This window comes from Ignavibacteriota bacterium, from assembly GCA_016212665.1.
GTDB lineage: Bacteria > Bacteroidota > Ignavibacteria > UBA10030 > SZUA-254 > FW602-bin19.
The window spans coordinates 81,418-102,348 of record JACREZ010000027.1; the positions used below are offsets into that span (position 1 = coordinate 81,418).

Consider the following 20,931-nt stretch of genomic DNA (forward strand, 5'->3'; position numbering starts at 1 on the left):
AGTACTTCTCCAAACGCATGTTTACATCAAAGCCAAAAACTCCTTTGCCGGAGTCAGTATTATTCCGGAAGTATTTATCGTCGTTGTAAATCCTTCGGGTTTTCTTACAACCTGAACCGTGTAACGAGGTTTCAAACGTTCAGAGAAATACCGTAGACTGGGGTCAATATCACGCGCTGACAATTTCGCTTCGATTAAGGCGTATGGTTTGCGTTGCTCTGTAATCAAAAAATCTACTTCCCGTTTCTCACGGTCGCGAACGTAGTAAAGGTCAAACTCTCCAAATCCACTGTCTGTCCATGCTTCCACGAGTTTATGTAAGTGAAGTGCGGTAAGATTTTCAAAGCGTGCTCCTTCGTTTTGTATCTCGGTGCCATCAAACAGGTATATTTTTTCTGCTTGTCTAAGTGTTCGAACGAGCCGACCGGCAAACGGTTTTATCTGGAAAAGATAGTAGAGTCTTGACATTGTCTCTATCCAATTCTTCACCGTCGTAAAGTTGACACTCAAATCTTCACTAAGCGAGTTAAACGATAGTGGAGAACCGACACGTTCAGTAAGTAACAGCGCGAGAGTTTCAACCAAACCAATATCTCGTATTCGCGTAAGGTCACGAATATCTTCCCGAAGCACAAGTTGTCGGTGTGCTTGTCTCCACCGTCGCAATCGGGTTTCACTTTCGGCGAAGAGCGGTTCAGGAAATCCGGTGAACATCTCAAGTTTTTTCAGATGCTCTTCTGCTTCCTTTAGAGGATGATGTAGGAGAAGTGTTTTCCAAAAAACATCCGGGCTAAGGATGTATTCTCTGCTTGGTGTAAGAAGTTCTCCAAGTGTAAATGGATGAAGTCGAAAGAGATTGTATCGTCCGAACAATGAATCGCCGCCACGTTGGTAGATATCAAGACGGCCACTTCCTGTTACAATGATTTCGATATTCTTACCATGCTCATCATACAATCCTTTCAGGAACCGTTTCCATCGCGGAAACTTATGGATCTCATCTAAGACTATTCTTGTTTTTGTATCGCCCGCCTGTGTTTTACCTCTCTGCCAGAAATCGCCGGGATTACGAACAAGAAGTTTCCGATGTGCGTCAATATCCCAGTTGAAGTACAGTTCATTCATACCGGATTCGACAAGCAGTCGCTTAGCGAGCGTAGTTTTTCCCACTTGTCGCGGTCCGGTTATTAATGCCATTTTTTGATCTTCACGAAGGAACTTGACGAGGTCAGTGTTGAGATAGCGCAGTCCTGGAGTTTCCATATACCTATAAAATTGTCATGACAAATTTACATGAATATAGAAAATTGTCATGTGGTTTTCAAGCGGAACTTCTAATCTTTTCCTATCATTCCAATAATCCCAAGTGCTGTTTTTTCCCCGCTCATCACACAATCCCCAACCGAAATCCCGCCTCGATAATTACTGCAAATAAACGCGCCACGGAAATTTGCCTCGAAGCGTTCGATTGCGTTTAACACTTTTCCATAGCCGAGATTGTATTGAGGAATCGCTTTCTCCCAATGGAAGAGTTTAGTAAAAACCGGAGCGCCGTCAATTCCCAAAATGTCATGTAACTCAGAAAGGATTACTTCTGTTTTCGATTCTCTACTCTTTGCTGTAAGTTCGGGAGAACGTGCGCCGCCAAGGAATGTTGTCAGTGCGACATGTCCGTCAGGTGCGCGGTTTGCAAACAGCGTGGATGACCAAAGTGAACCCAAAATTTTCCTTTGCTCTTTTGCCGGAATCAAAAAACCAAATCCATCCAGCTCTCGTTTGATTTGTTCTTTCCGAAATCCCATGAACGCAACTGTTACGGGCGGATAATAAATTGATTCAAGGGTAGCGGCAAACTCCGGGTCAATCGGTCGAATGATGTTTGCAGTTGCAGAGGCAGGCGAAGCAAGCACAACTACTTTTGTTTCGAGTGTGGTTTTCGTGTCGCCTTGCTTGTACGAGACGTGATAGATTGGATACTTTCCAACTTTCATCGGAATGATATGTTCAACCGAGCATCCGAGTTGAACCGAATCGCCGAGATAGGTTGCCAACGCTTTCGGTAATGTTTCCATCCCATTCTTGAATGAAAATAACTTGGCTCTGTCTTTCGCTACTTCCTTCCGTGCTTTTCGTTCTTTGCGCGAGCCAATCATTCCTTTTATTAAGCCGCCGTACTTTTCTTCAAGCGCATACAGTTTCGGAAACGCATGTCGCACGGAAAGCTGTTCAGGATTTCCAGCGTAAACTCCGGCGACAAACGGGTTAATCGCATAGTCAAGAAATTCGCGACCAAGTCGTCGCTCGACAAACTCCGCTATGGACTCTTCCTTTGTCGCTCTTCCGACAAATGGTTCTTTCAGTAATCGAAGTTTTGCGCTCCACGAAAACAATTTCGTTTTCAAAAACGCAGGCGGACTCATCGGCAACGAGTGAAGCACACCATCTCGAAGAATGTACCGGTTGTTTGCCAACTCATTCCCATACACAACTTCATCTCTGATTCCCAATTCATCAAACAATTGAGCAAACAGTGGAGTCGTTGCGAGCGCGCTGTTCGGTCCGGTTTCAATCAACCAACCATCTTCATGAATTGTCTTCATCGTCCCGCCGACTTCGTTGTCTCGCTCAAGCACGAGAACGTTCATGCCTTGTTTTTTTAAGAAGTAAGCAGCGACTAAGCCGGAGATACCTGCACCAGTGACGATTACTGATTGATTCATTTCGGATTTCGGATTGCGAATTGTCAATTTCGAATTAGTGATAGGTTATATACGAGTAACTGATAACCGATAACGAGTAACATTTTTACTTTTTCCTTTTGACTTTTTAATTGATTGCTCGTTTTAAATTTTCTCAAGCACCAATTGACTGAGACAACGAATGAACTTCGGAGAAGAGTTGAGAGCAGGCATCATCTCAAACTGCTCAATGCCAAGTTTCTCCGCTTCTTCTCTTGTCTCAATATTGATTTCGTGGAGCGTCTCGATATGCTCGGTCACAAAAGCGATGGGAATGATGAGTAGATTTTTCTTCCCTTGCTTTGCCAAATCATGAATTGTATCATCAAGCGATGGCTTCAACCACTCCGCAGGTCCGACTTTGCTTTGATAGCAGAGAACATGCGGCAAATTCCATTTTCCTTTTTCAACAACAAGTCGAACTGTTTCTTCGATGTGTTGTTGATAGGGGTCGCCTGATGAGATGACGCTGACAGGAACGCCGTGTGCGCTGAAAACGAGATTACAGGTTTCGGGTTTCAGGTTTGAAAAGTTTTGAAGTGTCGCTTGAATGTTGTCAACGATTGCTTCGATGTACAATGGGTGATTGTAGTGATTGAGTAGAGTTTCTGTCGGGATTCCGGTATAGTCAAGCCGCTTGCATTGGCGTTTCCATTCGTTGATGCTTGAGCCGGTTGTCGTTTTCGAGTATTGTGGATAGAGTGGAAGCAAAATAATTTTATCGAACTTCTCCTTTTTCATTTCTGTAATTACTTCTTCCGTAAATGGATGCCAGTACCGCATCGCAACAAAAACTTTTGCGTTTATCTCTTTATCCAATTCCGATTGAAGAGCGTTTGCCTGTTCTGATGTCAGTTCAAGAATGGGCGATTTACCTCCAATCTCTTTATAATGGTGAGCGGCAATCGGCGCGCGCTTGCGGGAGATTCTTCGTGCAAGAAATTTTCGTGCAAGAAACGCTCCTGGAAAATCTATGATATCCGGATCGCAAAAGAGATTGTACAGAAACGGCTCAACCGATTCGAGAGAATCCGGTCCACCGAGTTGAAAGAGGACGACTGCGATTTTTTCTTTGTTCATTATTTTCAAACCGTCATTCCGATGTATATCGGAATCTATTTCCTGTATACGTGGACAGATGCTGAAACAAGTTCAGCATGACGGGACATTTGTTGTTGATGAAAATTTAACCCATTCTTTGGGATGCCTTAATACTTCAATGAGTTCTTCTTCACGCGAACCTTCTTCCGGTTGAACATCATACAACCATGTTACCTGCGGCGGCAATGAGATGAGAATTGATTCCGTTCGTCCCTGCGTTTCCAAACCGAAGAGTGTACCTCTGTCATACACAAGATTGAACTCAACATATCTTCCACGACGAACCAATTGCCATTCTTTTTCCCGCACGTCCCACGGTTCATTTCTTCTTCGCTCAACAATTGTCACGTACAGATTGTTGAAACAATTGCCGACATCCTGCACAAAGGAAAAGAGTTGCTCTAAGTTTTCTTTTTGATAATCAAAGAAAATTCCGCCGATGCCCCGTGCTTCATTTCTGTGTTTGATGAAGAAATATTCGTCGCACTTTTGTTTGAAGCGGGGATAAAATTCCGGGTCGTGTTTGTCGCACACGGTTTTTAATGTTTGATGAAAGAAGCGTGCATCTTCTTCAAACAGATACCAAGGGGTCAAATCAATTCCGCCGCCAAACCACGCCTGACCGTTTTCCAATTCAAGATAGCGCAGGTTCATGTGTGTTGTCGGAATCATCGGGCTGAACGGATGAATGACAAGCGAAATTCCTGTAGCAAATATTTTCTGTGGAAGAACGGCAAGCGCGTCAGCAAGTCTTCCTGTAAGTTTGGAAGTGATTGCCGAAAAATTCACTCCGGCTTTCTCGAACACTCCGCCATGTTGCAACACACGAGTTTTCCCGCCTCCGCTTTCGTGATGTTGCCAAATGTCTTCGATGAAATGTTCTTTGCCATCAGCCGATTCGAGTTGCCGGCAAATGTCGTCTTGAAGTTGTTGGAAGAACTGTTGGGATTGATGGTTGAGCATGTGCAGTGGTTTGTGGTTCGCGGTTACGGGTTTTATTTCTTTAACCAACCGACAGAAAAACTCTTAGCGACTTCGTGGTAAATGAGCCACGAAGTCACCAAGACACAAAGATTACATTCCTCTCAAAATCCGCTCGATTTTCTCCGCGTGCATAGTTTCATCCACGATGAGTTCTTCGAGTTTGATTTTGAGTGCGGTTTCACCGACTGAGTCGGCTTGCTGTGCGCGGAGCGTATAGTTTGCAACCGCTTCTTTTTCGAGTTTCAAATCGTACTGTAACATGCCTTTCACATCTTTCGGGCATTTGTGTTGTTTCGGTTCGGTTGTTGGTTTGCCGCCGAGCGAGGAGATTTTCTCAGCGAGGAAAATTGCATGAGTCATCTCTCCGGTAATTTCCGGTTGAAGAAGTTCACGCAGTTCCTCGCCATCCCAACCTGTTGCAGTTGAACATTGATAGAGGTAAAGGATTGACGCACCAAGTTCGTTTGCAAGGTCTTCATTCAATCCGTTGATGAGTTTTTTCGTTTTGTCAGTCATTGGTTATTCCTTAATTGTTGTTTCTGTGTAATCCCTGCCCGCTTCGGCGGGTGTTGTTAATGGTAAATGACACTTTCTTCTTTTACTGCTTGTACAAATTCTTTCACATGTTCAACCGGAACATCGGGCAAAATGCCGTGACCTAAATTAAAAATATGTCCGGTTCCTTTTCCATATTTGCTGAGAATATTTTTCACTTCCTGTCTGATGCGTTCGGGCTTTGCATATAAAACTGTCGGGTCCATATTTCCTTGCAATGCAACTTTGTCGCCGACTTGCGTTCGTGCTTGTCCGATTTCAATCGTCCAATCAAGTCCGACGACATCGCAACCGCTTGATGCAATCTTTGTGAGTGAGTGCCCGCAATCTTTACAGAAGACAATCACCGGAACTCCATCGTGTTTTAACTCGGCAATAATTTGTTTGATATATCGAAGCGAAAATTCCTCGAACGCATCTTGCGTGAGGATTCCGCCCCACGTATCGAAAATCTGAACTGCCTGCGCGCCCGCTTCAATCTGTGCATTCAAATATGAAGCAACCGACGATGCAATTTTTCCAAGCAACTTGTGCGCAAGTATCGGCTCGTTGTAAATCAATTCTTTGATGAAGCGAAAATTCTTCGAACCTTTTCCTTCGACCATGTACGATGCAAGTGTCCACGGCGAACCGGAAAATCCGATAAGCGGAACTCGTCCGTTCAATCGTTGTCGTGTCAATCGGAGCGCATCCATCACGTATTTAAGTTTTTCGTTCGAGTCGGGGATTGCAAGCTTCTCAATGTCCGATGCAGAACGAAGAGGCGACGGAAATCGTGGTCCGCCTTTGTTCTCTTCAACGAGGAGTTCCATGCCCATCGCTTCCGGCACGACGAGAATATCGGAAAAAATAATTGCTGCGTCAACATCAACAAGGTCAACAGGTTGAATGGTTACTTCTGCCGCAAGTTCGGGAGTTTTGCAGAGCGTGAGAAAATCGGCTTTTGCACGAACTGCTCTGTATTCAGGCAAATACCGCCCGGCTTGTCGCATGAACCAGACTGGGGTTCTTTCGGTTGGTTGTCTGAAACAAGCGTTAAGGAAGATTTCGGATTTCGGATTTCGGATTTCGGTTTGATAATTCATTGAATTTCGGATTTCGGATTGCCAATTTCGGATTGGCTTATGTTGATAATTGATTTAACGAGCGATTCGATGGTTGATTGTTTTGCAGTTGAAATTGATTTGAATCCAGTTGAAGTTGCTTGTTCAAATGTTACGGGACCGATGACAACTGCAGGGATTGTGAGAACTTCTCTGAGTTGACTGGGTGTAAACATCGAACAGAAGTTTTTTATTGATGATGGACTCATGAACGTGAGGATATCTATTTCATCATTGAGTATTTGAGTTTTAACCATCTGAACTTCTTCGGTGTTTGGTTGAATTGTTTGATAGACTGTAACAGAATCTACCGTCGCTCCGAGAAGTTTGAGATTTCCGGGAAGCATATTATTTCCGAGATTTCCGCGGGGATGGAGAAACGTTCTGCCTCTGATGTCCTGATGTTGCAACGCATTTGCAAGGTCAAGCGATGTGAACTTCTCCGGCATTAAGGTGATTTTCAATCCGTGCTTTTCCAACACCGTTTTCGTCTTCTCGCCAACAACGCAAATGATTTTTGTTTGAAGTGATTCGACAGCGACATTCTTTTCTGTCAATCGTCGAAAGAAAAACTCAACACCGTTTGCGCTTGTGAAGATGAGCCCGTTGTACATATAGAGCGATTCAATCGCTGTATCGCACTCATTCCATGATTCGGGAGGAACAATCTCAATCATGGGAAACAGTACCGGGATGAATCCGTTATGTTCAAGCAAACGAACGAGTTCGGTTGCTTGGTGTGCAGCGCGGGTGACGAGAACTCTTAGCAATGCAAAATTAAAAATTCAAAATGAAAAAAGTAATTAAGAAGTTAAGTAGAAGTAGTTGAGAATGACAACAAAGAACTTTGTACGAATGACTAATAACCAATGACCAATGACTATTAATTATTGACGCATATCCCACATCTCACATCGTTCGTATCGAATCAAGTATTTCTTTCCCGCCCGATTGAAAAAGAGTTTGTGCAAGTTGCTGACCAAGTTTCTCTGCATCATCAGGCGCGCCGTGAATTTTCCCTCGCACAATTTTCTTTCCGTCAAGACTTCCAATGAACGCATCGAGATGGAAAATGTTTTCCTCAATTCGTCCGTACGCGCCGATGGGAATTTGACAGCCGCCTTCGAGATAACGTAGCAACGCACGCTCACCGGAAGTAGAGATGAATGTTGGTTGACTGTTCAGCGTTTCAATTATTTCGGATGTCTGTTTATCGTCGTGTCTGATTTCAATTGCAAGCGCGCCTTGTCCTACCGCAGGAAGCATTTTATCAAGTGGCAATTCTTCTGTAATTCTGTTATCGAATCCAAGTCGGACAACTCCGGCGCGGGCAAGCAACATTCCATCCCAATCGGATTCATCGAGTTTTGAAAGTCGAGTGTTGAGATTACCGCGAACATCCACGATTTGAAAATCAGATCGCCAAGCAAGTAATTGAGATTTTCTTCTCAAACTGCTTGTGGCAATTATCGCGCCTTGTGGTAACTCTTCTATGCTTGTATAATTCTTTTTCTTGTTAGCAATGAAGACATCCCGAACATCTTCCCGCTTGCTGATTGCACCTATGCACAATCCATCGGGTAACTGTGTCGGTAAATCTTTCAAACTATGAACGGCAGCGTCTATTGTTTTGTCGAGCATTGCCTGCTCAATTTCCCGTGTGAACAATCCTTTGTCACCAATTTTTGAAAGGGGAGAGTCGAGGATTTTATCGCCTGTGGTTTTGATGATGTGAATTTCGATGGAAAGTTTTGGAAACTTTTTTTCCAGTTCTGATTTCACCCACTCAGTTTGCCAAAGAGCGAGTTGGCTTCCGCGACTTCCGAGAATCAGTTTATTGTTCATGTGTTACTTTTTTATCCAATCCGAACAGTGACCGAAGGATGTGAAGTTTGTGTCGTGTTTCATCTTCGTTTGTAGTGGTACCATTTTTGAGGTTCACCATTGGCTGATGCAAAATTTTGTTGACAATTCTGTTCGTAATTAATTCGACTTCCTGAAGTTGCTCGTCGGAGAAATGATGACGATGTTTTTCCAACTCGCCGCGACGAATTGCTTCGACACTTTCACGTAATTGCTGAATTGTCGGAGTAACTTGCAGAGAATTATACCAGTTGCTGAAATCAATCAATTCATCAAGTATGATTTGCTGAACCTTCGGGACTTCTGCCTTTCTCCGTTCAAGGTTGACATCTATGATGTGGCTGAGTGCGTCAATATCGTGGTAGAACACGTTGTCAATTTTATTACATGCAGGGTCAATGTTACGAGGCACTCCGATATCAATGATGACGAGCGGGCGATTGCCCCGTTGTTTCATTGCTTGTTTGATGTCGGTGGCTGTGAGAATATGTGTCGGGATGTTGATTGAACTGACGATGATGTCTGCGTTCTTCAATTCGTTAGTAAGGTTGGAAAACTCGACGACGCTTCCTCCGAATTTCCCGACAAGTTCTTCCGCACGTTCACGCGTTCTGTTTGCTACGAGTAATTTACCGAGTTTCTTTTCGAGCAGATTTTTTGTTGTCAGTTCGCCTGTTTCTCCCGCGCCGATGAGTAATGCGGTCCGTTTTGATAAATCATCAAAAATCTTTGAAGCAAGTTCAGTTGCGGCATAACTGACGGAGACAGCGCCTTCTCCGAGCGCGGTTTCGGTGCGAACGCGTTTTCCGACGTGGAGCGCTTTGTTGAACAATCTTGTCAACGTTACTCCGGTAGTGGAAATTTCCCGTGCAAGTAAAAATGAATCTTTGATTTGTCCGAGAATCTGAATATCACCAAGAATCATCGAATCAATTCCTGAAGCAACGCGAAGCAAATGTTTCACTGCATTGTAAGAGGATAGATGGTAGAAATTCTCCGGCTTGACAATTCCCGAAATATTTTTTGCTGTGGCAAGTGATTGCCAGAGGGGCGTTCCGTTCGGGTATTCGTTTTTCGGCACGAAGTATAATTCTGTTCGGTTGCATGTTGAGACGAGAACGACCTCGTTGAACTTCTGTCCTTTCGTAGATGAAAGAAATGTACGTAGTTCTTCATTCGAGAAAGAAAACTTTTCCCGTACTTCAACCGGTGCAGTCCGATGATTAATTCCCAAACAAATGAGGTTAATCATTCGCACCCTTTGACTGCATACACCCTTCGACTTCCTGCCCGTCCGGCAGGCGGGCGCTCAGGGTGACGACGATTTTAGTTCTCATATTCGTGAGCGCGTTCATCATTGGAAATTATGGAAGTTACTGAACACCATGTTAATCACGGTCATCGAAAACAACGCAATAACAAATCCTGTAATTGAAAGGACCATGATTTTTCTTCCTTGCCATCCCGCAACTTTCTTTGCGTACAATCCGGTTGCGTACAAAAGCCATGTGGCAACTGTTCCGAATAATTTGGGGTCGGTGATGAAAGAGGCATCAAACATAATCATTAAAAGAATCAATCCAAGAACGATGGCAACAGAAAGGAGCGTGAATCCAAACCACGTTGCGGTGTGACTCATTCGTTCGAATACTTCAAGATTAGGAAGGCGATTGTAAAAGACACCAAAGTGACTTGATTTGATTTTGTGGTACAACATCAAATATAAAAATCCATAAACAGCAGAGATTGCAAGTGCGGCATACCCAAGCAACGCGCTTGTAACATGAAATCCGAGCAAGTTGCTTCGAAGTATTTCGGGAACGGCAGGAGTTTCTTTAATGAAGATGGAGGAAGTCAGTTGGAAGAAAAACGGAAGCATGAGAATAAAGTAGCCAGTAGTGCTGTTCTTTATTTTCATCTCGATATAAAAATAAACAACCGTAATAGTGAAAGCGATGAGAGAAAATATCTCAAAAATCGAAGTGATAGGGAAATGCCCGAGAATGATAGTTCGAACGATGATGTAAGAAACATGGACTCCGAGAGTCAGTATAAGAACAGGGGTTTTGGCTTTTTCTGCAAACTTGACGCCACTGTAAAATCCTTTACCGTAAAGCCAAATAGTTAAAGCGAAGAAAAAAGGAAGAACGATTTCGAAACTGAGAATAGATACTGACATTTATCAAGGTTGATATTCAAATTCTGATGAAGATAGCCAAATCACTAACGTTTACCAAAGTTATCATCAAATCTGCCACTGATAATTGCACTAAACATGCCAAAAGAAGAACTTTAGAGAAAATGAAAAAATGTTTGAAATTCAGTTGCAACTACAACGGTTCTTTTTTATATTAGCAACGCATAACCCCATTTGCCTTTATAATTATTGTTATTAATCATGCAACAAACGTTAGCCTTCATCGAAACAAACAAAGAGCGGTATCTCAAAGAGTTACAGGAATTTCTTGCTATTCCAAGCATCAGTACAAATTCTGAAAACATACCAGACATTAAACGATGTGCCGTATGGGTCGCTTCTCAAATGAAATCCATAGGGATGGAAAATGTCAAAGTCATGCCAACTGCCGGTCATCCGGTTGTGTATGCTGACTGGCTTCACGCTCCCGGTAAACCGACCATGCTTATCTATGGTCATTACGATGTGCAACCTGTTGACCCTATTGATTTATGGACGACGCCACCATTCAAGGCAACGGTACGTAATGGAAATTTATTTGCTCGAGGTTCAGCAGATGATAAAGGTCAGGTGCATATTCATCTGAAAGGGATAGAAGCATGGATGAAGACAGTCGGAAAATTGCCAATCAACATAAAAATGATAATTGAGGGTGAAGAAGAAATCGGAAGTGAACACCTTGAAGGATTTCTGAAAGAAAATAAAAAACTTCTCAAATCCGATTTAGTCATGATTTCCGATACATCAATGTTTGCGCGCGGAATTCCATCGGTATGTTATGGATTGCGCGGGCTTTCATACATGCAAATTGATCTGGTCGGACCGAACAAGGATTTACATTCCGGTTCGTTCGGTGGTTCGGTGCACAATCCGATTCAGGCGCTTGCTGAAATTATTTCTCAACTCCATGATAAGGATGGAAGAATTACTATTCCCGGGTTTTATGATTCAGTAAGAAAACTCAGTAAAAAGGAAAGAGATGCTTACAGCAAACTTCCGTGGAACGATAAAACCTACGCAAAAAGTTTGGGTGTTCAGGAGTTGTATGGAGAAAAAGGATTTACAACGTTAGAACGATTGTGGGCGAGACCAACATTAGAATGTAACGGAATATGGGGCGGGTTCACCGGCGAAGGTGCGAAAACGGTTCTGCCCTCGAAAGCATCGGCAAAAATTTCTATGCGCTTGGTTCCAGACCAGGACTCAAACAGCATTGCAAAATTGTTTGAGAAGCACATTAAAAAGATTGCACCGAAAAGCGTGAGCGTTACTGTCCGATATTTACATGGCGGCGAGGCGGCAATTACGCCCATCGAACATCCCGGAGTCAAAGCCGCAGTTAGCGCATTAGAAAAAGGGTTTGGAAAGAAACCTCTCTATCAGCGTGAAGGCGGGTCGATACCGATTGTTGTTCAATTCAAAAAAGTACTTGGTCTTGATACGGTATTGCTCGGATTCGGTTTGCCGGATGAAAATGCGCACGCACCGGATGAATTTCTGAACTTGGATAATTATTATGGCGGCATCAAGACGGTAGCACATTACTATCAGGAGTTACCGAACTTCATGAAGAAGAAAGCATAAACACATCCATCAATGAATATCTTTAATGATTGTATTACAATTTTTGTGGAGAAATAATGTTTGATTCAAAGATCAAAACGTTGATACTATTTATCTTTGCATCTGTATTTTTACTTGCGTTAAATTCATGCGAAGAAGAACCGGAGAATTTAAACGACACGAAACCGTTTGTCTCGATAGTTTCACCCGGTAGGAGTTCATACATCCTCACAGATACAACGGTTGTGATTGAAGCGTGGGATGATGTTGGTATTACTCGTGTGGAATTATATCTAAATCATAAATTAGATTCAAGCAGAGTATTTACAGAATCTCCGTATCGTTGGTTTATGCCGATAGATTCTTTACGCGATAGTATAGCATATTTACTCTATGCCAAAGCATACGACGTAGAAGGAAACATAACAAAGTCGCAGCCCATTGCATTTACTGTTTCGAAGTTTTTAGCTCCGCAAAATCCAACAATTCACTACATCACGAAAGATTCACTCGAACTCCGATGGGAAGACAAAACGAAGTGGGAGAAGAATTTTGAAGTTGAAATGAGTAACGATGGAGTTAATTACAGTGTTATTCAATCGTTGAAAGCGAACAAAATTAAAACGACTGTCTATGGTCAGTTCAGGCATTCTTTGGAATATTATTTCCGCATTCGTGGTATCCGAGATACGATTGTCAGTCCGTATTCAAAAACTTTGAAAGTGTATTATGGACCGGACGGTGAAAACCTCTTTGCCGGAGGAAGTTTTGATTATGCTGGAGGAAAAGTTGCTAAATATTTCGCACACTTCGATGCAGAAAAATGGTCAGCAGTTACCTCAAGCGTTAATGACCGTATTCTGGCTATGGCTTCGTTCAATGGCGAATTGTATGTTGGCGGAGTATTTACTAAAGCAGGAGATACTGCGGCAAGTTACATAGCCCGTTGGGACGGTTCAACGTGGAATAAAGTCGGCGACGGATTTAACGGAAGAGTGTTTGCACTCAAAGTCTATAACGGTGAATTATATGCGGGTGGATTATTCACTCAAACAGAGACCGGTTCTGCAACATTCAATTATGTCGCACGATGGAACGGAAGTCAATGGCGACCTGTTGGTTCAGGATTCAGTTATGCAGTTTATGCGCTTGAAGAATATAAGGGAGATTTAATAGCCGCAGGAGAATTTTCCCGTGCCGGAACAGAACTTGTCAACCGTATTGCAAAATGGGATGGTGAGGCGTGGTCAAGGTTAGACCTTGGACTTGACAGAAAAGTGCTTGCGCTTGCAGTCTATAACGAGGAATTGTTTGCTGGTGGATTATTCCAAACTGCCGGTAGTGATGAAGCAAAATATATTGCCTCATGGAACGGAAGCAGATGGATGTCTGTTGGAGATGGATTCGATGCAGATGTGTGGTCGCTCACTGTGTTTAATAATGAATTGTATGCCGGTGGCGGTTTCATGAAATCCGGTTCTACCAACACGAAACGAATTGCACGTTGGAGCGGCTCGACATGGTTCCCGGTCGGAGATGGAATTGACCCGGAAAAGACCGGCGCATCGTATGTGTATGCGTTCACCCGATTTAATGGCGGTTTATACGCAGGCGGAGATTTTGATTTTGCAGGAAAAGCAGAATCAAAAAATCTCGCTCGTTGGAACGGTGTTACCTGGGATGAAGCAGGCGGTGGGACAAATAACGTTGTCTATTCGCTTGCGACGTATAAAGCAGATTCATGGAAATGGATTCTTCAACCGTAGTTTCTATTTTTCCGTGAATCATTTTGAAAATCTACACCAAAACAGGAGATAAGGGAGAAACGTCTTTATTCGGAGGCAAGCGTGTAACGAAGGATGCGCTTCGTATAGAAGCGTACGGAACAGTAGATGAACTTAATTCAATGCTTGGTGTTTGCCGTTCATTGAATAGTGTGCAGGAGATTGATTCCATCCTGAATGATTTGCAACAGTCATTATTTACTCTCGGCGCCGATCTTGCAACGCCTTCAGACGTACAAAACAAATCTGTAACACGCATTCAGGAAACGGATATTCGTCCTTTAGAACACACCATTGATTCCATTTCTGAAAAACTTCAGCCGCTGACAAGTTTTATTTTACCGGGCGGAAATCGTGCCGCGGCTATGATTCATTTAGCAAGAACCGTTTGCAGAAGAGCCGAACGGCTTGTCGTTCAACTTTCACACGAAGAAGAAATCAACCGGGAATCAATTGTTTTTCTCAATCGCCTTTCCGATTTATTGTTCGTGCTTGCACGCTACGTGAATGCGCTCTCCAACACTTCCGAAGTGAAGTGGAATTCCTAATCCATTCTTACGGAACTAACTTACCATCAATTCAGTTTTATTTCAGTATTATTTATGTGGAAATCATCAGAAGGTAGCACGAAGCAACTTGTTGAACTGTGTGCAGGATATTTTTTCTTTTATGTACTGACCGGAATCAGCGCGAAGTTTTTCACTGCAACGGGTGATGTGTTCTCTCTCAAGATGGGGCAAATCGGATACATGGTCTATAACACTATTGGAGGTACGGCAACTGCGTTACTCATAGTTTTTGTCATGGGGTGGTATAAAATGAAATCGAACAAACTTGTTCGACTTGGTCCGCTCACGATTCCACAGGAAACGTATTACATTATCCCGTCCGGTTTTATGACGGCGATAATTATTCCGGCGACAACGTTAATGTACACGTTTCCAATGTCCGTGATGGTAGCGATGGTGATTATGCGGGCGAGCGTTATCGTCATCAGCCGCCTGGTTGATGCAGTACAGATTTCACAACGGATTTTAAAGAAAAAAGTTTACGCGCAGGAAAATTATGCCGTGTTGTTTGCATTGCTCGCGGCAGGTGTGAACCTCTTTTGGATTCAACCCGGCGATTTTGATTTTCTCGATAACACTGCCGCGGTAGTTATTCTTGTCAGTTATATTATTGCGTACGCAATCAGGATTTACATCATGAATTATTTTAAGAACACCCGTGCAAAAGGTGTTCCGCTTGATAATCAGGGATTTTTCGGCGTAGAACAGATTGCGGCGTGTTTTTTCATTCTCGCCATCAGCATTATGGTTTTTTTCGGGGCAACAACATTCGGTTGGAATGTCCCTCAGGTAACACAATTTCATGATTCACTTGTGCAATTTGCGCCTGATTGGGGTTGGGCTGTGTTAAGCGGGACTGCATTCGGTATTGTTGCATTCTTTTCAGTGTTCCTTTTCATGTTCAAAGGAAGAACGGCAACGTTTGCCGGATTAGTGAATCGTCTTACTTCGCTTGCCGCCGGAACGGTAGCAACGCTTCTCTCTGCATTATTATTAGGAACACGCTTCCCGAGTATGCACGATTGGCTTTCGCTCGGATTTATTTTAGTCGCGGTTGGATTTCTTACCGTAGCAGAACGGAAACGAACAGCGGAGTTAGCGGCGATGAAGGAGATTTAGTTTTTCTACTTCATTTTAATACTCACTCCAAATCTAAAACTATCTTAAGATTTTCTCTAACTCTTAAAATATCGTCAATGTGAAGCCGTGAAACTCGTTTAACAAATCTTTTATTATCAATTGCTCTTATCTGGTCAATCAAGATATCACAATCTTCATTAAGTCCCGATTTGTGTTTTTTGATATGAACTCTCAGTAACTTGAACTGCGGTTTGACATTCGTGGTAAGAGGACAAATGATAGTTGAAGGATGGTTTGTGTTTAAGAGATTCGTTTGAACAACTACGACAGGTCTGATCTTACCAGGTTCCGTTCCGACTCGAGGATTTAGGTCGGCGAACCATATATCAAATTGTTTGATACTCATCTTCAAGTGCCTCAAACTCAGCTAATACTTTCAATGATTCATTTCTTGCCATGTCAGATTCCTTTGCTAATTGTTTAGCAAGCAGTTTACGCTTATAAATTCTGTTATAAAATTTAACAGCATCGATGAAATATCTGCTTCTATTTGTTTTGACTTTCAAGAGAATCTTTTCAGTTTCTTCAAATGTATCATCGTCTATTTTTAGTGAAAGTGTTTTCATTTGTATTTGATTTAATTGAGATAATGGAGAGAAAGAGAAGATTTATTTCAACTATGCCTCACCGAAATAATATCTCCATCCTTCACAATATATTCTTTTCCTTCAAGTCGCCATGTGCCATGTTCCTTTGCCTTGGCGAATGAGCCGTGCTTAATAAAGTCATCGTTGTGAACAACTTCTGCACGGATGAACTTGTTGTAAAAGTCTGAATGGATTACTCCGGCGGCTTCCTGAGCGGTCATTCCTTTTTTGATTGTCCACGCCCGGCACTCGTCTTCACCTACGGTGAAGAACGATTGCAGTCCGAGTAAGTCGTACGATTCACGAATTAAACTATGAAGAGCTGACTCTTTGATTCCGTAATCGCTCATAAACGCGGCGGCATCTTCGTCCGAAAGTTCCGACATTTCCATCTCAATCTTTCCTAAGAACGAAATGACTTTTGTATTTTTTCCTGCTTTCTTTTGTGCAACGGAAGAGACCAATTCTTCCCGTTTACTGACTTGTGTTTCATCGAGATTCAACACAATAAGCATCGGCTTGATAGAAAGTAATTGATATGTCTTTAACAGTTGCAATTCTTCTTTCGTGAAGTCGGTTTCTCTCAATGGCTTTTCCTGTTGTAGGATGTGAAGACATTTTTCCAATACAGGTAATTCGCGCTTCATCAATTCATCCCCGGTTTTCAGCATTTGTTTGTTGATGCGTTCGATGCGCGTTTCAAGAATTGCCATATCCGATAGAAGAAATTCATTCTCGAACGAGGTGACATCTCTCATCATGTCCACTGTGCCATCCGGATGCGGAACCGCATCGTTGGCAAATAAACGGACGACTTGCACTAACGCGTCATTGGTTTTCACATTCCCAAGAAAGTTGGTCGTGAATTGTGTTGAGCCGCTTTCCCCTTTCTGAAGTCCGACGACATCAACAAATTCGATGGCGGCAAGTACTTTGCTCTTTGGCTGAAAAATGTCCGAAAGTTTTTCCAACCGGGCATCAGGTACTTTAATAACTGCGTGGTGCGTTTCTGACTTCGAGAACGAAGAAGAATCGAGATGAGTTTTGGTAATAGTCTGAAAAAGAGTTGATTTTCCTGAGTAGGGCAAGCCTACAATTCCGATTTGCATGTTTTCCTTTGTGGTTATTGAACGGGAAGAATATAAGAAATTTTCTACTGTCTGAGCAGAACTTTGGTTTACGTTCTTGTAAACATTTTTCTTTTTCTCCCGATTCTGAGTATTTTCATCTCGCATTTTCAATTTTTATGATAACCTATCAATAATTTGATGTTCAGTAACCGTCCCTTTAAATTGACTGACAGGAAAATTCCGTATTTCTATTACTTACTGTCAATGACCTTCTATCTGTTGTATTTTTTCGGTTGCTCAACTCCTCCGCCGGAAATTATCAAACAAGAGAAGCCAAAGCCAACAAAAAGCGAGTGGGTAGAGCAAACGCTTGCACGGCTAACACTCGAAGAGAAAATCAGTCAGATGATTTTATCGCGTTCCTATGGTTACTATTACAGTAGCAAGAGCGAACAGTATTGGTTGTTGCATCATCTTGTTGAGGGACATAAAGTTGGCGGGTTGATATTTTTTCAGGGAGATGTATATGAAACGGCGGAGATGATAAATCGTTGTCAGGAGTGGTCTGATATTCCGTTGTTGGTTGCGGCAGATTTTGAATGGGGAAGCGCAATGCGCATTCGTCGTGGAACGAGATTTCCTGAGGCGATGGCAGTCGGTGCGACTCGTGACACTTCACTGGCTTATCAAATGGGAAAAGCAATCGGGAAGGAGACTCGTGCGATGGGAATTCATCAAAACTACGCGCCCGTTGCCGATGTGAACAACAACCCGGATAATCCTGTCATTAACACACGCTCGTTCGGCGAAGACCCGAAGTTGGTTGCAGAAATGGCATGCGCGTTTACGTCGGGAATGCAATCGGAACATGTTCTTGCGACGGCGAAGCATTTTCCCGGTCACGGCGATACGCATGTTGATTCGCACATTGATTTACCGAGCGTGAACGCTTCCCGTTCACGCCTCGACAGCCTCGAATTGTATCCGTTCCGTGAATTGTTCAAACGGAATGTTGCTTCGGTGATGGTTGCACATCTTACTGTTCCTTCAATTGACTCAACGAGAGGATTACCTTCGACTCTTTCCAAACCATTCATCACCGGATTACTAAAACAGGAACTTGGATTCAACGGTTTGGTTGTTACCGATGCGCTTGACATGGGGGCTATTGTCAACAAGTTCGGTTCTGATTCGACTGCGATTTTTGCAGTTGAAGCCGGAACAGATGTGTTGTTGATTCTGCCTGATGAAGATGCGGCAATTGAAGCGTTGATGCACGCAGTTGAAACCGGAAGAATTTCAGAAGAACGAATCAATTATTCTGTTAGGAAAATACTTGGTTACAAGTTTGATTTGGGTTTGGTGGAAAATCGTTTTGTTGATTTAAAAAACATCCGGGAAGTCGTTGCAACACCTGAGCATCTTGGAATTGCAAAGCAGATCGCCAGAAAATCTATTACGGTTCTGAATAATGATTTGCTTCCCTTCATCCTTCCGTTCGATAAATCGAACGACAATTTTACCACCAAAAAGATATTGAACATCGTGATTGCTGATGTTGAAAGTTATCGGACGGAAATACAACGGAATGGAAATCCGTGGACGAACGAACCGGTCGGAAATTATTTTACAGCACAATTGAAGAGAAGAACAAGCAATGTCGAGCAAGTTACTGTTGACCCATCGTGGAATAAAATGAATTTTGATACGCTTCTGAAGAAAGCGAAAACTGCCGACATTATTTTGCTTCCGATATTTTCCAAAGCCCGCTCGGGTTCCGGCGCGGGCATGTTTGGAGTCGGAAGCGACATTACGAACTTCATCAAGCAACTTTCTGAATTGAACAAGCCAACCGTGGCGCTCGCGCTTGGAAGTCCGTACGTGTTGAGCGTTGTGCCGAAAGCAAATGCGTACCTTTGCTCGTACTCCGATTGTGAAGCATCAACCGAAGCGATTGTTGAAGCGTTGTTCGGGGAAATTCCGACGAGTGGAAAACTTCCGGTGAACATTCCCAACATGTTTCCTTTCGGTGAAGGAATCAATCTCTTGCAATCCGTTCTGCGAAAGGATAAACCGGAAAATGTCGGATTCAATTCAGATAGTCTTGCGTTGGTAGATTCAGTCATCAATAAAGCAATTAGAGATACCGCTTTCCCCGGCGCGCAGGTGTGTGTCGTCAAAGATGGAGCGATTGTGTTGAATAAGTCATACGGGAAGCAAACGTACGGAGGAACCGTTACAGGTTACGGGTTACAGGTTACAGGTTACAACGTTAAGGATTCAGTAATCATCAATCGTGAATCATCAATCGTCAATCAGACAATCTATGATTTGGCTTCTCTCACCAAAGTCATCGCAACAACTTCCGCTGTAATGAAATTGAATGATGAGCAACAACTTGGTCTTGACGATTTGGTCGTGAAATATATTCCTGAGTTTGGGAATCATGGAAAGGAGAAGATAACGATACGGAATTTGTTGTTGCATAATTCCGGTTTGCCTGCATTTAAAAGATTGTATGCGACATGTAAATCTCCGCAGGAAGTACTCGACTCGGTGTTTCAAACAACATTGATTTACAAAACGGGTGACTCAACAGTGTACAGCGATTTCGGATTTATTACGCTTGGAAAAATTGTAGAACGAATATCAGGACAATCACTGGATGAATATTGCAGAAAGAAATTCTTCGAGCCGCTTGGAATGAAACAGACCATGTTCAATCCGTCGGAATCGCTCTGGACAAATATCGCACCAACAGAATATGATTCGATATTGAGAAAGAAACTTGTTCGAGGAGTTGTTCACGATGAGAATGCCTACACGCTCGGCGGAGTTTCCGGTCATGCAGGATTGTTCTCTACTGCTAGCGACCTTGCCAACTTCATGCAAATGCTGATGAACAGAGGAAGTTACAACGGCGAACAATTTCTGAAACCGGAAACAATAAATCTTTTTACCACAAGACAGGGAAAGGGAAGTAACCGCGCACTTGGCTGGGATACGAAAACGGTGGATGGATATAGTTCGGCGGGGAAGTATTTCAGTGAGAAATCATTCGGGCATACTGGGTTTACCGGAACTTCTATTTGGGCAGACCCGGAAAGAAATATTTTTGTTATCTTTCTGACAAATCGTGTGTATCCAACAAGAGCGAATACAAAAATTACAGGAGTGAGACCGGCGGTTCATGAGGCGGTTATTCGTTCGTTAACTGATTTCAAACCTAATAAATAAAAGGAGTAATATGAAGAGGCTTGTACTTTGTAATTTGTACTTGGTACTTTGTGTTTATAGTTTCACGCTAGCACAAGACAGTGTTTCGATTTCGGATTTCCGGTATCCTGAAACGAAGGCAATAGATTGGAAGGGAGGAATTAGTGGCAGTTTTGGCAATAGTAAGACTGAAGCGGCTCCGTACTCATTTTGGTTTCCCAATGGTTTCAGACAACAGAACTATCTATCAGGTGGAATGTCGTTGAGTAGTTCTTTTATCTATTTTCATACGAAAGATAATCACGACCATTCCTTATCAATGAGTTATATTCAAAAGGTGTGTAAATATTTAGGGTAGAAAAACCAGATTGAAAAAAAAGCGGCGTATCTGTATCTTAGGAAAATAAATTCACTACAACTTAATAACCTAAGGAGATACGCCAATGAAAAAATATAAAAAA

The 20,931-nt window shown here is 42.8% G+C and carries 19 protein-coding genes; 6 read left to right on the plus strand and 13 right to left on the minus strand.

Features of this window, described 5'->3' with window-relative positions; genetic code table 11:
- Positions 1 to 21: 21 nt before the first annotated feature.
- From HY960_09715 to ccsA, 10 genes are all read right to left on the minus strand, one after another.
- The gene (locus tag HY960_09715) at positions 22 to 1,263 is read right to left on the minus strand and encodes an ATP-binding protein (GenBank protein MBI5216019.1); all 1,242 of its coding nucleotides are present in this window, start codon (positions 1,261 to 1,263) and stop codon (positions 22 to 24) included.
- Positions 1,264 to 1,334: 71 nt separating this feature from the next.
- On the minus strand, positions 1,335 to 2,720 hold the full coding sequence (gene hemG, locus HY960_09720) for a protoporphyrinogen oxidase (protein ID MBI5216020.1): 1,386 nt from the start codon (positions 2,718 to 2,720) through the stop codon (positions 1,335 to 1,337).
- 123 nt (positions 2,721 to 2,843) lie between these two features.
- Positions 2,844 to 3,818, minus strand: a complete 975-nt coding sequence (hemH, locus tag HY960_09725) for a ferrochelatase (protein MBI5216021.1) — start codon at positions 3,816 to 3,818, stop codon at positions 2,844 to 2,846.
- A gap of 72 nt (positions 3,819 to 3,890) precedes the next feature.
- Positions 3,891 to 4,802 carry an oxygen-dependent coproporphyrinogen oxidase gene (gene hemF / locus HY960_09730; protein ID MBI5216022.1) on the minus strand — a complete coding sequence of 304 codons (912 nt, stop codon included), beginning with the start codon at positions 4,800 to 4,802 and terminating at the stop codon, positions 3,891 to 3,893.
- Between the two features lie 111 nt (positions 4,803 to 4,913).
- A complete protein-coding gene (locus HY960_09735) occupies positions 4,914 to 5,339 on the minus strand; it encodes a ferritin-like domain-containing protein (protein MBI5216023.1) in 426 nt (141 codons plus the stop codon).
- A 56-nt stretch (positions 5,340 to 5,395) separates the two neighbouring features.
- A complete protein-coding gene (locus HY960_09740) occupies positions 5,396 to 6,463 on the minus strand; it encodes a uroporphyrinogen decarboxylase (protein MBI5216024.1) in 1,068 nt (355 codons plus the stop codon).
- Entirely contained in the window at positions 6,460 to 7,251 is a 792-nt protein-coding gene (locus HY960_09745) for a uroporphyrinogen-III synthase (GenBank protein MBI5216025.1), read from the minus strand. Before HY960_09745 ends, HY960_09740 begins: the two co-directional genes overlap by 4 nt.
- Positions 7,252 to 7,390: 139 nt before the next feature.
- A complete protein-coding gene (gene hemC, locus HY960_09750; GenBank protein MBI5216026.1) occupies positions 7,391 to 8,326 on the minus strand; it encodes a hydroxymethylbilane synthase in 936 nt (311 codons plus the stop codon).
- On the minus strand, positions 8,316 to 9,596 hold the full coding sequence (locus HY960_09755; protein MBI5216027.1) for a glutamyl-tRNA reductase: 1,281 nt from the start codon (positions 9,594 to 9,596) through the stop codon (positions 8,316 to 8,318). The genes hemC and HY960_09755 overlap by 11 nt, the downstream gene beginning before the upstream one ends.
- Positions 9,597 to 9,698: 102 nt before the next feature.
- The gene (gene ccsA / locus HY960_09760) at positions 9,699 to 10,523 is read right to left on the minus strand and encodes a cytochrome c biogenesis protein CcsA (protein ID MBI5216028.1); all 825 of its coding nucleotides are present in this window, start codon (positions 10,521 to 10,523) and stop codon (positions 9,699 to 9,701) included.
- A gap of 219 nt (positions 10,524 to 10,742) precedes the next feature.
- On the opposite strand from ccsA, the gene HY960_09765 reads away from it, so the two are divergent.
- From HY960_09765 to HY960_09780, 4 genes are read left to right on the plus strand one after another with little or no spacing between them, the layout of a single operon-like run.
- Complete coding sequence (locus HY960_09765; GenBank protein ID MBI5216029.1) at positions 10,743 to 12,125, plus strand: dipeptidase; 1,383 nt, start codon at positions 10,743 to 10,745, stop codon at positions 12,123 to 12,125.
- 56 nt (positions 12,126 to 12,181) lie between these two features.
- Positions 12,182 to 13,870, plus strand: a complete 1,689-nt coding sequence (locus HY960_09770) for a hypothetical protein (GenBank protein MBI5216030.1) — start codon at positions 12,182 to 12,184, stop codon at positions 13,868 to 13,870.
- Positions 13,871 to 13,893: 23 nt separating this feature from the next.
- Positions 13,894 to 14,436: a cob(I)yrinic acid a,c-diamide adenosyltransferase gene (locus HY960_09775; protein MBI5216031.1), complete on the plus strand. Its 543-nt coding sequence runs from the start codon at positions 13,894 to 13,896 to the stop codon at positions 14,434 to 14,436.
- A gap of 54 nt (positions 14,437 to 14,490) precedes the next feature.
- Positions 14,491 to 15,576: a hypothetical protein gene (locus HY960_09780; protein ID MBI5216032.1), complete on the plus strand. Its 1,086-nt coding sequence runs from the start codon at positions 14,491 to 14,493 to the stop codon at positions 15,574 to 15,576.
- Positions 15,577 to 15,598: 22 nt separating this feature from the next.
- Here HY960_09780 and HY960_09785 read toward each other — a convergent pair whose 3' ends face one another.
- From HY960_09785 to ychF, 3 genes are read right to left on the minus strand one after another with little or no spacing between them, the layout of a single operon-like run.
- On the minus strand, positions 15,599 to 15,943 hold the full coding sequence (locus HY960_09785) for a type II toxin-antitoxin system PemK/MazF family toxin (protein MBI5216033.1): 345 nt from the start codon (positions 15,941 to 15,943) through the stop codon (positions 15,599 to 15,601).
- Positions 15,924 to 16,163: a hypothetical protein gene (locus tag HY960_09790; GenBank protein MBI5216034.1), complete on the minus strand. Its 240-nt coding sequence runs from the start codon at positions 16,161 to 16,163 to the stop codon at positions 15,924 to 15,926. Before HY960_09790 ends, HY960_09785 begins: the two co-directional genes overlap by 20 nt.
- Positions 16,164 to 16,210: 47 nt before the next feature.
- Complete coding sequence (ychF, locus tag HY960_09795) at positions 16,211 to 17,293, minus strand: redox-regulated ATPase YchF (protein ID MBI5216035.1); 1,083 nt, start codon at positions 17,291 to 17,293, stop codon at positions 16,211 to 16,213.
- A gap of 225 nt (positions 17,294 to 17,518) precedes the next feature.
- On the opposite strand from ychF, the gene HY960_09800 reads away from it, so the two are divergent.
- Together HY960_09800 and HY960_09805 are read left to right on the plus strand one after the other, a co-directional pair.
- Positions 17,519 to 20,491, plus strand: a complete 2,973-nt coding sequence (locus tag HY960_09800) for a serine hydrolase (GenBank protein MBI5216036.1) — start codon at positions 17,519 to 17,521, stop codon at positions 20,489 to 20,491.
- Positions 20,492 to 20,501: 10 nt separating this feature from the next.
- Entirely contained in the window at positions 20,502 to 20,828 is a 327-nt protein-coding gene (locus HY960_09805) for a hypothetical protein (GenBank protein MBI5216037.1), read from the plus strand.
- Positions 20,829 to 20,931: the final 103 nt, after the last annotated feature.

What these genes read in the sequence shown, in the direction of transcription:
- hemH (MBI5216021.1), bottom strand. Translation starts at nt 3,818, where the DNA reads ATGAACAAAGAAAAAATCGCAGTCGTCCTCTTTCAACTCGGTGGACCG.
- HY960_09780 (MBI5216032.1), top strand. Translation starts at nt 14,491, where the DNA reads ATGTGGAAATCATCAGAAGGTAGCACGAAGCAACTTGTTGAACTGTGT.
- HY960_09735 (MBI5216023.1), bottom strand. Translation starts at nt 5,339, where the DNA reads ATGACTGACAAAACGAAAAAACTCATCAACGGATTGAATGAAGACCTT.
- HY960_09755 (MBI5216027.1), bottom strand. Translation starts at nt 9,596, where the DNA reads ATGATTAACCTCATTTGTTTGGGAATTAATCATCGGACTGCACCGGTT.
- HY960_09785 (MBI5216033.1), bottom strand. Translation starts at nt 15,943, where the DNA reads ATGAGTATCAAACAATTTGATATATGGTTCGCCGACCTAAATCCTCGA.
- hemG (MBI5216020.1), bottom strand. Translation starts at nt 2,720, where the DNA reads ATGAATCAATCAGTAATCGTCACTGGTGCAGGTATCTCCGGCTTAGTC.
- HY960_09770 (MBI5216030.1), top strand. Translation starts at nt 12,182, where the DNA reads ATGTTTGATTCAAAGATCAAAACGTTGATACTATTTATCTTTGCATCT.
- HY960_09715 (MBI5216019.1), bottom strand. Translation starts at nt 1,263, where the DNA reads ATGGAAACTCCAGGACTGCGCTATCTCAACACTGACCTCGTCAAGTTC.
- hemC (MBI5216026.1), bottom strand. Translation starts at nt 8,326, where the DNA reads ATGAACAATAAACTGATTCTCGGAAGTCGCGGAAGCCAACTCGCTCTT.
- HY960_09740 (MBI5216024.1), bottom strand. Translation starts at nt 6,463, where the DNA reads ATGAATTATCAAACCGAAATCCGAAATCCGAAATCCGAAATCTTCCTT.
- ychF (MBI5216035.1), bottom strand. Translation starts at nt 17,293, where the DNA reads ATGCAAATCGGAATTGTAGGCTTGCCCTACTCAGGAAAATCAACTCTT.
- HY960_09765 (MBI5216029.1), top strand. Translation starts at nt 10,743, where the DNA reads ATGCAACAAACGTTAGCCTTCATCGAAACAAACAAAGAGCGGTATCTC.
- ccsA (MBI5216028.1), bottom strand. Translation starts at nt 10,523, where the DNA reads ATGTCAGTATCTATTCTCAGTTTCGAAATCGTTCTTCCTTTTTTCTTC.
- HY960_09805 (MBI5216037.1), top strand. Translation starts at nt 20,502, where the DNA reads ATGAAGAGGCTTGTACTTTGTAATTTGTACTTGGTACTTTGTGTTTAT.
- HY960_09800 (MBI5216036.1), top strand. Translation starts at nt 17,519, where the DNA reads ATGACCTTCTATCTGTTGTATTTTTTCGGTTGCTCAACTCCTCCGCCG.
- hemF (MBI5216022.1), bottom strand. Translation starts at nt 4,802, where the DNA reads ATGCTCAACCATCAATCCCAACAGTTCTTCCAACAACTTCAAGACGAC.
- HY960_09790 (MBI5216034.1), bottom strand. Translation starts at nt 16,163, where the DNA reads ATGAAAACACTTTCACTAAAAATAGACGATGATACATTTGAAGAAACT.